Here is a 13,763-nt window from a genome sequence, read left to right on the forward strand (position 1 = left end):
GCAGGTGGGAACGTGAGAGCCGACCTCAGCGCGCTCACCCCGGACGGTCTCGCCGCGCTCACCAACCGGGGGCTGGTGAAACGCGCGACCCGCGAGGTCGGGGCGGCGCCCCCGGCGATCACCGAGGACCCCGACGGCACGGTCCACGGCACCTACGCGGACGGTCCCGAGGCGACCCTCCCGTCCGGCGGGCTGGAGCGCGGCACCTGCACGTGCGGCGCCACCGGCATCTGCCGCCACATCGTCGGGCTCGTCATCGCGTACCAGACAGGCAGCGAACCCACGACGGGCGGCGAACCCACGACGGGCGGCGAACCCATCACGGGCGGCGAGCCGGGCACGGGCGGCGAACCCAGGACAGGCGGCGAACCCAGGACAGGCGGCAGTGGACCGGAACAGCGGCAATGGTCGCCGGGCGCCTTCACCGACGAGCAGCTCGAGGCGCGCATCGGCGCCCGCCGGCTGAGCGCCGCCAGGAAACAGCACCGGGCCGGCTACGTCGCCCGCGTCCACCGGCCCTCGGCCAAGGACCCCGCGCCGCGGGTGGAGCTCGGCTCGGCGACGGTGCGGTTCCTGGTCCCGGACGACCTCGGCTTCGTGCACACCGACGCGGTCGCCGGGACCCGCGACGACATCATCGCCCTGGCCGTGTGGGCGTTCCGGGAGGCCGACGCCAAGGCGCCCGGCGAGCCCGACGCGCAGGTCGACGTCGGCGGCACCGGGACCGGGGAGGGCGGCGGCGACGCGTCCCTCGACACGGCGGTCCGGCTCGCCGACGAGGTGCTGCTGACCGGCGCCACCCACGTCGGCCCCGGCCTCGCCGCCGCGGTCGCCGAGGTGCGGCAGCGCCTGGACAAGGCCGGGCTGCGCTGGCCGCTGCTCGCGGTCGGCGACCTGGAGGAGCAGCTGACCGCATACGAGCGGCGCGCCGGCTCGTACAGCCACGAACGGCTCGCCGGGCTGATCACGGAGCTGCACGCCAGGCGGCGGGCCGTCGCCAACCGGGGCGCGAGCCTGCGTGCCAGGGTCCTCGGCACGCAGGAGGCCGCGGAGACGCCGATGCGCCGAGCCCGCCTCGACGGCCTCGGCTGCCGGGTCCGCGCGGTCGGCGACGACCGGCAGGTCGAGATCTACTTCGCGCACGCCGACAGCGCCACCGTCCTGGTGCTGCGACGAAAATTCCAGGAAGGAGCGAGGATCGGCGGCGCGACGGTCGCGCAGCTCGCGGGTGGCACCGTCGTCACCGAGTCCGCGGTCCGCAGCGCCAGTCGCACCGTCCGGCTCGCCACCGGCAGGATCGCGAAGACCACCGTCACCCCGTCGCAGGGCGCGTGGACGTCGCTGCCGGACGCGCTCGTCGTGCGGGACCTGCGGGAGCTGCGGGCGCAGCTGGACAAGCTGCCGCCGCGCGTCGTGCGGCCCAGGATCGAGGCCGAGCTCGTCCGGGTGATCACGGTGGCCGAGGTGCGGTCGCTGCGGTACGCCCCCGGCGCCCAACGGCTCGACGCGGTGGTCGCCGATGAGGCCGGCGCGGTGGCGACGATCACCGCGACCCACTCCGCGGCCGCGCCCGGCGCCCTGGACGCGATCGCCGCCGCGCTGGACGGTCCGGTTCGCGCCGTCGCCGGCACCGTCGGCAGAGTCCGCGGCGAGATCCTCGTCGAGCCGCTCGGGCTCGCGGTCGGTGACGACGCCGTCGTGGTGCCGGACCTGGCACCGGCGGGCGGCTTCCGGGTCGGCGGCGGCGAGGCCGGTGCCGGCGATCCGCTCCGGCGAGCCGTCGACGCCGCGGTGGCGCTGCTCGCGGAGGTCCCGCACCGCGGGCTGCGGATGCTCCCGCCGACGTTCGCTGGCCGGCTCAAGGACGCGGAGGCGGGCCTCGCGGGGGCGGGGCTGCGCCGCGCGGCCGCCGCCGTCGGCGCCCTGCGGGCCGGGCTCGGCCCCGACCCGGACGACGCGACGGTGGCGTTGTGGGCCGACGCGTACCTGCGCCTCCTGGTGACCGCTGAACTGCAGTGACCCGCCCGTGACGGACCGTCGAAGCGCAGTCGTTTTGCCCGGTCTGCGTGTGCCGAAAAGCTCGACGCAAGTGGGATCACATCAACTCGACGGCGTGTCGATCATGAACCGTGGTTAGGCTGACCCGCCGGAACCGTAGGACAGCTCAATAGGGGGGCGCAGCATGGCCGACTCGTTCGTGCATCTCCATGTGCACACCGAGTACTCCATGCTCGACGGAGCGGCGCGACTGAAGGACATGTTCAAGGAGGCGAACCGTCTCGGCATGCCCGCCGTCGCGATCACCGACCACGGCAACATGCACGGCGCGTATGACTTCTACAACAAGGCGATCGCGGCCGGCGTCACCCCGATCCTCGGCGTCGAGGCGTACGTCGCGCCCGAGTCGCGGCTGGTGAAGAAGCGCGTCAAGTGGGGCCGGCCGGACCAGAAGGACGACGACGTCTCCGGCAGCGGCGGCTACACGCACAAGACCATCTGGGCGCGCAACCGCACCGGCCTGCACAACCTGTTCCGGCTCAACTCGCGGGCGTCGATCGAGGGACACTTCGTGAAGTGGCCCCGGATGGACATGGAGATCATCGCCGAGCACGCCGACGGTCTGATGGCCACCACCGGCTGCCCGTCCGGCGAGGTGCAGACCCGGCTGCGGCTCGACCAGTTCGACGAGGCCCTGGCGGCCGCCGCGAAGTACCAGGAGATCTTCGGCAAGGAGAACTACTTCCTCGAGGTCATGGACCACGGCCTGGACATCGAGCGGCGGGTCCGCGAGGGCCTGACCGAGATCAGCAAGCGGCTCAACATCCCGCCGGTGGTCACCAACGACTCGCACTACACGCACGAGTCGCAGGCCGAGGCGCACGACGTGCTGCTGTGCGTGCAGACCGCGGCCAACATCAACGACCCGAACCGGTTCCGGTTCGGCGGTTCGGGCTACTACCTGAAGTCCGCCGACGAGATGCGCGCCGTCGACAGCTCCGACCTGTGGCAGGCCGGCTGCCGCAACACCCTGCTGGTCGCGGAGAAGGTCGACACGACCGGGATGTTCGAGAAGCGCAACCTCATGCCGCGCTTCCCGGTGCCCGAGGGCGAGACCGAGGCGTCGTTCTTCCGCGCCGAGGCGCACCGCGGGATGGCCCGCCGCTTCCCGGGCGGGATCGACGAGGAGCACGCCAAGCAGGTCGAATACGAGATCGACATGATCATCGAGATGGGCTTCCCCGGCTACTTCCTGGTCGTGTCCGACTTCATCCTCTGGGCGAAGAACCAGGGCATCGCCGTCGGACCCGGGCGTGGCTCTGCCGCGGGCAGCCTCGTCGCGTATGCCATGGGCATCACCGACCTCGACCCGCTGCCGCACGGCCTGATCTTCGAGCGGTTCCTCAACCCCGACCGTGTCTCCATGCCCGACGTCGACATCGACTTCGACGAGCGCCGGCGCGGCGACGTCATCCGGTACGTCACCGAGCGGTGGGGCGAGGACCGGGTCGCGCAGATCGCCACGTTCGGCACGATCAAGGCCAAGGCCGCGATCAAGGACTCCGCCAGGGTGCTCGGCTACCCGTTCGCGGTCGGCGACCGGATCACCAAGGCGATGCCGCCCGCCGTGATGGGCAAGGACATCCCGCTCACCGGCATCTTCGACCCCAACCACCCGCGCTACAGCGAGGCGGTCGAGTTCCGCGCGCTGTACGACAGCGACCCCGACGTGAAGAAGGTCGTCGAGACCGCGAAGGGCATCGAGGGCCTGATCCGGCAGACAGGTGTGCACGCCGCCGGCGTCATCATGTCCGCCGAACCCCTCATCGACCACGTGCCGCTGTCGCGCCGCGACGCCGACGGGGCGATCATCACCCAGTTCGACTACCCGACGTGTGAGGACCTCGGGCTGCTCAAGATGGACTTCCTGGGCCTGCGCAACCTCACCATCATCGACGACGCGCTGAAGAACATCGAGAGAACCCACGGCACGAAGGTCGACCTGCTCGCCCTGCCCCTGGACGACAAGGCCGCCTACGAGCTGCTGTCCCGCGGCGACACCCTCGGGGTGTTCCAGCTCGACGGCGGGCCGATGCGCTCGCTGCTGCGGCTCATGAAGCCCGACAACTTCGAGGACATCTCCGCGGTCCTGGCGCTGTACCGGCCGGGCCCGATGGGCGCCAACTCGCACACCAACTACGCGCTGCGCAAGAACAAGCAGCAGGACATCATCCCGATCCACCCCGAGCTGGAGGAGCCGCTCCAGGAGATCCTCGGCCCGACCCACGGCCTGATCGTCTACCAGGAGCAGGTGCAGCGCGCCGCGCAGAAACTCGCCGGCTACACCCTCGGCCAGGCCGACCTGCTGCGCCGGGCGATGGGCAAGAAGAAGAAAGAGGTCCTGGAGAAGGAGTTCGTGCCGTTCCGCGACGGCATGCGCGGCAACGGCTACTCCGACGAGGCGATCCAGAAGATCTGGGACGTGCTCGTGCCGTTCGCCGACTACGCGTTCAACAAGGCGCACACGGCCGGCTACGGTCTGGTGTCGTACTGGACGGCGTACCTCAAGGCGAACTACCCGGCCGAGTACATGGCCGGGCTGCTGACCAGCGTCGGCGACGACAAGGACAAGATGGCGCTGTACCTGTCGGAGTGCCGGCGGATGGGCATCGACGTGCTCCCGCCCGACGTCAACACGTCCGCGGGCCCGTTCACGCCGGTCGGCAAGGACATCCGCTTCGGGCTCGCCGCCGTGCGCAACGTCGGCCACAACGTCGTCGACGCGATCGTGCGGTGCCGGCAGGCCGCGCCGTACAAGGACTTCCACGACTTCCTGTCCAAGGTGGACGCCGTCGTGTGCAACAAGAAGACCATCGAGTCGCTCATCAAGGCCGGCGCGTTCGACTCCATGGAGCACCCGCGCCGCGGCCTGCTCGCCATCCACGCCGACGCGATCGACGCGTACGCCGACATCAAGAAGAACGAGGCCATCGGCCAGTTCGACCTCTTCGGCGACGCGTTCGGCGACGCCGGCGCGGGCGACTCCGGTCCCGCCATGACCGCCGCGATCCCGCAGATCGAGTGGGAGAAGCGGGAGCTGCTCACCTTCGAGCGGGAGATGCTCGGCCTGTACGTGTCCGACCACCCGCTGTTCGGCCTGGAATCGGTGCTTTCGAAGGCCGCCGACACCGTCATCAGCAGCCTGTCCGAGGAGGGTGCCGTGCAGGACGGTGCCGTCGTCACCCTCGCGGGCATGCTCACCGGCGTGCAGCGGCGCATCACCAAGCAGGGCAAGCCGTGGGCGTCGGCGACCCTGGAGGACCTCGGCGGTGCCGTCGAGGCGTTGTTCTTCCCCAACACGTATGAGCTCGTCGGCCAGTACATCGCCGAGGACGCCATCGTCGTGGTGAAGGGCCGCGTCGACCGGCGCGACGAGACGCCGCGCCTCATGGCGATGGACCTGTCGATGCCCGACATCACCGTCGCCGACGAGAACCGGCCCGTCGTGCTGTCGCTGCCCGCGACCCGGTGCACGCCGCCGCTCGTCGACCGGCTCAAGGAGATCCTGCTCAACCACCCGGGCAAGGCCGAGGTGCACATCAAACTGCAGAACGGATCGAAGATCACCCTGCTGCGCCTCGGGCCATACCATGTCGCCCCCACCACCGCGCTCAAGGGCGACCTGAAGGCGCTGCTGGGCCCGAACAGTTTTTCCTGAACCGCTCACGGTAGGGTCGGCGGGTGCATACGCACGCCTTAGCCGACGGCCTGCGCCCGCGTCGGTCGCTGTGGCTCTCGCGGCGTGCCCGGTGGTCCGCCGCGGTCGTCGCGGTCCTCGTCGTGGCCGTGCTCGTCGGCGCGTTCGTGTATCGGCTCAACCAGCGGCCCTACGCGTTCGACCGGCTCACCCGCGTCGGTGAGGCCGGCCTGCCCGGCGCGGTCGAGGGCCCCGGCCTGCGCGCGGTCCTGGACAGCAGCCGGGCTTTCGTCGGTTACCAGGCGGGCCCGGGAGCCACTGGGCGCTTCCACCTCAACGCCGTCGACGTCGACAAGCCCGGCGGCCCGCCGATCTGGACCAACACGGCGCTCACCGGCGTCGAGTCGTTCAGTTTCGCCCGCGGTTCCGTGATCGTCACCGGCGCCCCGGACGGCGCGGGCCGTCGCACGATCACCCTGCTCAACGCGTCCAACGGGGTGCCGTTCATCAAGTTCGAGGTCGTCGCCGGGGACCGCTGGGAACTCGTCGGCAAGTACTTCGTGCGGTACCGCGGCGCAGACCACAAACTCGTCGTCACCGACGTCGGCACGCAGAAGGAGATCGCCGTCCTCGACCAGCCGGGTGGCCCGGAGAGCTTCTGGCTGACCGACAACTGGAGCCACCAGCAGGTCCCGACGTCACCGGACGGCGCCGCCATCGACGAGCCTTTGACCGTCGACCCGCACCTCGTGCGTACCGTCGCCGACCGCGGCATCGAGGTGCTGAGCCTGTCCAGCGGCAAGCCCGACGACTCGGCGCCGGGCGTCGCCGGGCCCGAGGACCTCGTGTACCCCTACGAGGAGCAGGTCTTCGTCGCCGCGCCCGGGCCCGGGTACCGCGTCCAGGCGCACGACCGGTTCGAGCTCGGCAAGGTCCAGTGGACGTGGACGTCACCGGACGCGCAGGCCCGCGTCGGGTTGCTCACCGCGTGCGGGGAGCGGCGCGTCTGCGCGGTCGAGCCGCACCGGGTGACCGCCCTGGACATCCGCACCGGCGAGGTCGCCTTCCGCGTCGACGTCGACGGCGCCACGACCCTGCTGCCCGTCGGCGACCGGGTCATGCTCGGCGACGACAGCGGCGCGGTGCTGCTCGACGACACCGGTCGTGTGGTGCGGCGCTGGCCCGGCAGGCGCGCCGCCCGCCTCGACGAGGGCAGCTATCTGCTGCTGCCCGCCGAGGCGCCGACCGGTCCGTTCAGCCTGCTGGGTGTACAGGCGGGCAACGGCGCGACCCGTGACCTGGGCGCCCTCGAGGTGGCCCTCGGCACGTGCACGTGGAGCCACACGTATCTGGCGTGCGCGTCGGCGCCGGGCCGGTTCGTCTTCTACCGGGTCAGGACGCCCTGGTATTCGGGGCGGCTCTGACGCTGCTTCTCCCGGCGCTGCCGCCTCGCCAGGCGGAAGATCGCCACAGCGCCGATCGCGACCCACACGACGTTGAGCACGGCCGAGGGCCAGGCGCCGTTGACGGCCGAGTTGAGCGCGAGCGCCGCGCCGCCGGCGATGTTCAGGCCCTGGAAGACGGCGCCGTCACCGGTGATCCGTTTCGTGGAGACCAGCGCGTACGCGGCGAGGAGACCGGCGGCGCCCGCCCAGCCGATCACCGCGATCATGAGGTCACCGCGTAGGCGCGGACGGTGAACGTGCCCATGCCCGCGATCCGCGGCGGCACGGCCGTGAACTTCCACCCGTCGAGGGGGAGCCGGTCCAGGTCGGTGAGATGCTCGACGACGAAGATCCCGGCGTCGAGCAGCCCGGTGTGCGCCGGGCGGGTCAGGTCCGCGACGTCGTCGATGTTGACCGAGTCGATCCCGACCAGCGCGGGCCGCCGCGCCACCAGCCACTCGACGGCGTCGCGGGTCAGGAACGGCGCGGCCGGGTCACCGTACGCCGGTGTGCCGAAGTGCCTCGACCAGCCCGTGCACACGAGGACGGCGCGATCGGTGACGTCCGTGGCGGCCTTCTGGAGCAGCGCCGCGTCGATCGCACGCTCACCCGTGGCGTCGACGAGGACGCCGGGCAGGTCCGCGACCCGTTCGAGCGGGACGTCGGTGAGGTCGCCGCGGCCCTCGAACCGGTGCGCGGGTGTGTCGAGGTATGTGCCGGTGTTGGCGATCAGGTCGATGCGGCCGATCTGGAAGTCGGTGCCGGGCGCATACCTGCCGCGGGCGTCCTCCCGGGACAGGTAGTCGCTGATCACGGGGCCGGGCATGCCCGGATAGGTGACCAGCCCGGCGTGGATGGGGTGGCTCAGCTCGATGAAACGACTCACGCCTCGCATCGTGGCAGACAGCGCAGCTAACGTGTGAACGAGATTTCCTACAGTTGGACTGAAGCGGGACTGCATTGAACCTCGATCCGCGCCGTCTCGCGGTGCTCGCCGCGATCGCCCGGCGCGGGACCCTCGCCGGCGCCGCGGCCGCGCTGCACGTCACCCCGTCGGCGGTGTCGCAGCAGCTCGCGCAGCTGGAACACACCGTCGGCCGCCCCTTGGTGGACCGGTCCGGGCGCCGCGCGGTGCTGACCGCGGCCGGGCGGGTCCTCGCCGCCCGCGCCGAGGCGATCGGGCGTGAGCTCGCCGAGGCGGAGCGGGAGCTGGCCGCCATGTCCGGCCGCGCCGCCGGCCTGGTCCGGGTCGGGGCGTTCGCGACCGTGATCCGGCACATGCTGATCCCGGCCCTGGCCACGCTCGCCCGCGACCATCCGGACGTGACCTGCTCGATCACCGAGCTCGACGGCCCGCCCGCGCTGCGCGAACTGCGCCTCGGCGGCCTCGACGTGACGATCACCGAGCGGGACGCCACGCTGGGCCTGGAGTCGCGGCGGCAGGTCAGCGCCGTGCCGCTCGGCGAGGACCCGTACCGGGTCGTGGTGCCCGCAGGCTGGCCGCCCGTGCACTCGTACAGCGACCTCGCGGACCGGCCGTGGGTCGCCGGGCCGCCGTCCTCGACGACCGGACAGATCCTGGACCGGCTCGGCCGCGAGCGTGGCTTCACCCCGCGGCGGGTGCACGCGTGCGTCGACTATCCGGTCGTCCTCGCGCTCGTCGCGGCGGGTCAGGGCGCCACGATCGCGCCGGACCTGGCGCTGCGGGACGTGTCCTCGTTGAACCTGCGGGTGACCGATCTCCCGGTCGCCGGTGCGCGCCGGCTGGACGCGCTGGTCACCGCCGGCAGAGCGGCCCTGCCGGCGGTGTCGGCGCTGCTGTCGGTGTTAGTAGATTGACATGTGCACGTGGTTGGTGTGGTCGCTGCTCGGGTCGCCCTGACCGCTGCCGTACGAGTGCCAGCCGCCCGCCGGCGTCCAGATCTGCTTGAACCAGATCACGTACATGACGCCGAGCGCCTGGGCGTTCTTCACCAGCCAGGCGGCGAGCTGCGTGCCGTACTCCTTCGACGCGCCGGTCGCCACGCCGCCGAAGTCCTTCGCGTCGGCGGCGAAGTCACAGGCCCGGCCCTTGGGGTGCTCATACGGCTCGCCCGGCGGCCGCCAGCACGACACGAAGTGGCCGAAGCCCGCCTTCTGCACCTGCTGCAGGGCGTGCAGCGTCCGCGGGGTCAGGCAGCCCTTCGTCGTCGGGTCGGCGGTGCCGCACGACTCGGCCGGCCAGGAACCGTCGGCCCGCCGGGGTGCGGGCTCAGCGGCCTTGCCGGTGGTGTTGCCGCTCCACGTGGTGGACGCGTCGACGGCGTTCTTCGACTGGGCGAGGGCCTCCTCGAGCTCGGCCTTCTGCTTCGTCATCACCGCCATGCTGGCCTGCTGCTTGGCGACCTCGGCGTCGATGGTCGCCTTCGTCCTCGTCAGCTCCTCGCGGGCCTTCGTCACCTGCTTGAGCTGTTCGGCGTTGCCGCGCGCGATGACCTCCAGGGTGCTCACGCGGTCGGCGAACACTCCGGGTGTGCCGCTGTCCAGCAGCGTGGCCGCGCTGCGCAGGCCGCCGCCGTTCTGGTAGGCGGCGATCGACATCGACTGGGTGTCGTCGCGGAGCTCGGCGTACCGCGGCTCCAGCTCGTCCTGCTGCCGCTTCAGGGTCGTCTGTCGTGCGAGCGACGCCGTCAGGACGTTCTGCGCGTCGATGTACGCGCGGTTGGTCTCGTCGAGCTTCTTGATGAGCGCAGGGTCGCCACCCTCACTGGCGTACGCCTGTGAGGCCGTGCCGAGCACCACGGCCGGGGTCAGGAGGATCGCGAGCGCCGTCAGGGCGGCGACGATCCACGGAGGTCTGGACATACTGTTCCCTCCATCGGCCGCCTACCGGGTGAGCTGACGGATTCGGGACGGAACAGTCGCCCCTACCGCTCCGATTCGAGCGGATTCACCCCAAGAAACGTGGTTCCCCGGCCCGCTGGGCACGGCTCGCCGCCGGCCCTCGCCGGCGCGGTCAGCACCTACGAACGGGGCCGCCGCCGACCCTAACCACCTGCGCATTCATCCTTTTCACGGACCTTCGGTAACGGCCCGGTGGCGGTCCGCTCGGGGGCTCTGCGGGTGGCTCGAGGAGGTGGTAGGCTAGCCTCCTAGGAAGGTTTGGGGGACATGAACAGGGTCATTGCGGGGTAAGCGGTGATGGTCAAGGCAAGCAACGGAAGGGGTCTCGGACATGTCGAGAAGTGCTACGAGCACACCGGCCACAGTCGAGGACTGCCTGCGCGTCGGCGCCGGCTTCTCCCAGGGGGACAGGGTCTGGATCGCCGAGCAGTTCGCCACGCTCGACAGTCACCTGGCCGGGTTTCCTGTCGACTCCACCGAGTTCGAGGTGTCGGTGAAGGACCGGTCCGCCCGTGGGCAGAAGGTGACCCTGGAGTGCTGGATCGCCGGCCACCAGAAGATCGTCGCGACATCGTCGGAGGAGGACCTGCACGCCGCGATCAACGAGGTCCGCGACGACCTCCGCCGCCTGCTGAGCGACGCGAAGACCCGCCAGGAGCCGCGGCACAACCGTCGCCTCCGCGAGACCACCATCAACGACGTCATCTCGCCCGAGCTGACCCCGGCCCTGGACGCGGCCTCCGTCGGCGCCGACGCCGTCGTCCCGGATCGGCAGGAGCGGAGCGTCTGACGCACGGTTCGATCGCGGGGCGCGGACGTTGGTCCGTGCCCCGCGGTGTTCCATCGTTCGGTGCCGTGTTCGGTGCCGTGTATCGGTGGCTTTGTTCGGTGGCGCCGGCTGTCAGGCGGTGGCTTCGCGGTAGAGGAGCCTTGTGGTGGCGTGTTCATCGAGGGTGGCTCTGACGATGAGACGTTCGAGGCCGGCCAGGAAGCCGAGGGGGCCGCGTTCGCCGAGGAAGCCGTGTTCCGCGCACAGCATCAGTTCCGCGGTGTCGCCGAGGTCGGTGAGGAACATGAAGAAGTTCGCGCCCTTCGGCGTGCGGTCGATGACGGGGGCGCGCAGCTTCGTCGCCGGGAGTGCCGCGTGGATCGCCTCGGGGAGGTCCGACGGGAGCGCGGGCGGGGACTGGTCCTGGGCGGAGAAGCGGGTGTCGTTGAAGAAGCAGTAGCCGTCGGGCGTGATCCCCCGATCGGCGGCGACGTCGGCGAACAGGGCTTCGAGCTTGCCCGGGTCGTATTCGCAGTGGGCGTATGCCAGGAGTGCGGCGTCCGAAGCGCGGTGCAGCAGCTCGCCGACGGTCTCCTCGGCACTTCCCGCAGGGCGGGCGTCGCGTTGCTCGGGGTGGATGTCGAAGGCGAGTCTGAAGAGGGCGTTCTGGTTGAAGGCGCCGACCAGAGCCCGGCTCGCCGGGCGGAAGCGGGTCGCCACGATCATGCGCAGGAGGGCATCGGTCCCGCCGGTGTATGCGGCCAGCTGCAGCGTGATCCCCGCCAGAAGGACCGTCGCCGGCGGGACGCCGAAGCGGGCGGCCAGGCTGTTGGTCGCCAGGGCCAGGGCGGGGGACTGGATCTGGCCCCAGTCGAGGTTGGGCGGGCGGCCGTCGCGGATGCTCTCGATCATGCGGGTGGGGACGCCGGTGAGGTGCTTCGACCAGTAGCTGAGCGCTTTCGCCTCGCGGCGCAGGCCGACGGGGGAGGTCTCGTAGTCGACGCGTTGCAGCGGCTGCTGGCCCGGGTCGACGACGACCGGCGGGTCCTGGAGCAGGTTGAGCAGGTCGCCGCGGACGATCGCGAGGCTCGTGCCGTCGACGGCCATGTGGCTGGCGGCGAGCAGCACGGCGACCGGCTCGTCGTCGCGGACCAGCACCGCGGCCCGCAGCGGCAGGTCGGCGCCGATGTCGAACCATGGTCTGCGCAGCTGCTCGCCGAGGTCGGCGGCGGCCTCGTCGGTGCCATGGTCGCCGATGTCGTGGACCCGCAGCGGGATGTCGCCCTCGCCGACGACCCGTTGCCGCGGCCCTTCGGGGGTGTCGACGTAGAGGGTGTGCAGGGAGTCGTGCCGTTCGACGAGGTGGCGCAGGGCCTCGGCGACGTCGCCGAGGCCGCGGCCGGTGGGGACGGGGCACTGGACGAGGAGGTTGAGGGTCGAGTCGTCCGGTGGCAGCCAGCGGAACACGTCCCAGATCGCGGCCTGCGCCCAGATGAGCGGGCCTTCGGCGGCGCGGCCGGAGCTGAAGTGCACGGTGGTGGGAGGTAAGGGCATCGAGTCACCTTCTGCCGGAACTGGGTCAGGGTGAGCGCCTAGAAGCTACGACCGTCGTTGAACTTTTTCAATCGTCCGTACGAATCTTGCCAACTCCGGTAAAGGCAGCAAACAATGGCGGAGTTCGATAGGTTGGTTCACATGTGGCGGATCACCGTGGACCACACGTGCATCGGGTCGGGTAGCTGTGCGGGCATCGCCCCGGACCGCTTCGAGCTGGACGATGTGCAGGGCCGGGCGCACCCCGTGCGCCAGGACGTCGCACCCGACGACGAAGCCGTCCTCGACGCGATGGCCTCCTGCCCCATGGAGGCGATCAGCGTCGTCGACCTTGCCACCGGCCGGTCCGTCGAGATCTGACCCGCCGCCGCTGGAGGCAGACGGTCGTCAGCGCCGCGCCGGGGGTGGAAGGCGGCGAGTCAGCGCTGCGCCGGGGGGTGGAGGGCGGCGAGGAGGGCGTCGGCGGCCTGGCCGGGGGTCATGGTGCCGGCGCGGACCTGGGCTTCGAGGTCCGGGGCGAGGGCGCGGACCGCAGGGTCGGCGTGCAGGCGGTCCAGCAGTGTGCCGCGGGCGGTCTCCCAGATCCACGCGACCTGTTGCGCCTCGCGGCGGCGGGTGAGGTCGCCGGACGTCGACAGGTGGTCGTGGTGGGCTTCGAGGCGGGACCACAGGTCGGGCAGGCCGGCGCCGGTGAGGCCGCTGCAGGTCACGACCGGCACCTGCCAGGCGGGGCCGGGGCCGGAGCCCTGCAGGAGCCGCAGCGCGCCGGCGAGCTCGCGGGCGGCCTTGCGCGCGTCGGGCTCGTGCGGGCCGTCGGCCTTGTTGACGGCGATGACGTCGGCGAGCTCCAGGACGCCCTTCTTGATGCCTTGCAGCTGGTCGCCGGTACGCGCGAGCGCCAGCAGCAGGAACGAGTCCACCATGCCGGCGACGGCGGTCTCGGACTGGCCGACGCCGACGGTCTCGACCAGGACGACGTCGTAGCCGGCCGCCTCGACGACGGTCATCGCCTCGCGGGTCGCGCGGGCCACCCCGCCGAGGGTGCCGGAGGTGGGGGAAGGGCGCACGAACGCGGCGTCGTCGACGGAGAGCCGGGCCATGCGGGTCTTGTCGCCGAGGATGCTGCCGCCGGTGCGGGTCGAGGAGGGGTCGACGGCGAGGACCGCGACCCGGTGGCCCGCGCCGGTCAGGTGGACGCCCAGCGCGTCGATGAACGTGGACTTGCCGACGCCGGGGACCCCGGTGACACCGACGCGCCTGGCCTTGCCCGCGTGCGGGGTCAGCGCGACGAGCAGCTCCTGGGCGCGGGCCCGGTGGTCGTGGCGGGTCGACTCCACGAGGGTGATCGCCCGCCCGATCGACGCCCGGTGCCCGGCCAGCACCCCGTCGAGCAGGGTCTCCGTCACGAAGACACCGC

The 13,763-nt window shown here is 71.5% G+C and carries 11 protein-coding genes and 1 riboswitch; of the genes, 6 read left to right on the forward strand and 5 right to left on the reverse strand.

The window, feature by feature from the left end; genetic code table 11:
* Positions 1–12: 12 nt before the first annotated feature.
* From ABZS58_RS29810 to ABZS58_RS29820, 3 genes are all read left to right on the forward strand, one after another.
* Positions 13–2,019, forward strand: coding sequence for a hypothetical protein (locus tag ABZS58_RS29810; protein ID WP_354786539.1), 2,007 nt, complete (start codon positions 13–15; stop codon positions 2,017–2,019).
* A gap of 163 nt (positions 2,020–2,182) precedes the next feature.
* Entirely contained in the window at positions 2,183–5,716 is a 3,534-nt protein-coding gene (gene dnaE / locus ABZS58_RS29815) for a DNA polymerase III subunit alpha (RefSeq protein WP_354786540.1), read from the forward strand.
* A gap of 23 nt (positions 5,717–5,739) precedes the next feature.
* On the forward strand, positions 5,740–7,119 hold the full coding sequence (locus ABZS58_RS29820; protein ID WP_354786541.1) for a hypothetical protein: 1,380 nt from the start codon (positions 5,740–5,742) through the stop codon (positions 7,117–7,119).
* On the opposite strand, the gene ABZS58_RS29825 is transcribed toward ABZS58_RS29820, so the two are convergent.
* Entirely contained in the window at positions 7,080–7,367 is a 288-nt protein-coding gene (locus ABZS58_RS29825; RefSeq protein ID WP_354786542.1) for a hypothetical protein, read from the reverse strand. The genes ABZS58_RS29820 and ABZS58_RS29825 overlap by 40 nt on opposite strands.
* Positions 7,364–8,026, reverse strand: a complete 663-nt coding sequence (locus tag ABZS58_RS29830) for a cyclase family protein (protein WP_354786543.1) — start codon at positions 8,024–8,026, stop codon at positions 7,364–7,366. The genes ABZS58_RS29825 and ABZS58_RS29830 overlap by 4 nt, the downstream gene beginning before the upstream one ends.
* A 74-nt stretch (positions 8,027–8,100) precedes the next feature.
* Here ABZS58_RS29830 and ABZS58_RS29835 point away from each other — a divergent pair, with 74 nt between their 5' ends.
* The gene (locus tag ABZS58_RS29835; protein WP_354786544.1) at positions 8,101–8,979 is read left to right on the forward strand and encodes a LysR substrate-binding domain-containing protein; all 879 of its coding nucleotides are present in this window, start codon (positions 8,101–8,103) and stop codon (positions 8,977–8,979) included.
* Here the strand turns inward: ABZS58_RS29835 and ABZS58_RS29840 are convergent.
* Positions 8,968–9,984, reverse strand: coding sequence for a hypothetical protein (locus ABZS58_RS29840; RefSeq protein WP_354786545.1), 1,017 nt, complete (start codon positions 9,982–9,984; stop codon positions 8,968–8,970). The genes ABZS58_RS29835 and ABZS58_RS29840 overlap by 12 nt on opposite strands.
* Positions 9,985–9,986: 2 nt before the next feature.
* Positions 9,987–10,126, reverse strand: a riboswitch (cyclic di-AMP (ydaO/yuaA leader).
* Between the two features lie 228 nt (positions 10,127–10,354).
* Between ABZS58_RS29840 and ABZS58_RS29845 the strand changes: the two genes are divergently transcribed.
* A complete protein-coding gene (locus tag ABZS58_RS29845; RefSeq protein WP_354786546.1) occupies positions 10,355–10,813 on the forward strand; it encodes an HPF/RaiA family ribosome-associated protein in 459 nt (152 codons plus the stop codon).
* Positions 10,814–10,924: 111 nt separating this feature from the next.
* Here ABZS58_RS29845 and ABZS58_RS29850 read toward each other — a convergent pair whose 3' ends face one another.
* On the reverse strand, positions 10,925–12,346 hold the full coding sequence (locus tag ABZS58_RS29850; RefSeq protein WP_354786547.1) for a condensation domain-containing protein: 1,422 nt from the start codon (positions 12,344–12,346) through the stop codon (positions 10,925–10,927).
* 141 nt (positions 12,347–12,487) lie between these two features.
* Here ABZS58_RS29850 and ABZS58_RS29855 point away from each other — a divergent pair, with 141 nt between their 5' ends.
* Complete coding sequence (locus ABZS58_RS29855; protein WP_354786548.1) at positions 12,488–12,706, forward strand: ferredoxin; 219 nt, start codon at positions 12,488–12,490, stop codon at positions 12,704–12,706.
* Between the two features lie 59 nt (positions 12,707–12,765).
* On the opposite strand, the gene meaB is transcribed toward ABZS58_RS29855, so the two are convergent.
* Complete coding sequence (meaB, locus tag ABZS58_RS29860) at positions 12,766–13,752, reverse strand: methylmalonyl Co-A mutase-associated GTPase MeaB (RefSeq protein ID WP_354786549.1); 987 nt, start codon at positions 13,750–13,752, stop codon at positions 12,766–12,768.
* Positions 13,753–13,763 lie beyond the last annotated feature (11 nt).

Source organism: Dactylosporangium sp. NPDC005555 (genome assembly GCF_040605635.1).
GTDB lineage: Bacteria > Actinomycetota > Actinomycetes > Mycobacteriales > Micromonosporaceae > Dactylosporangium.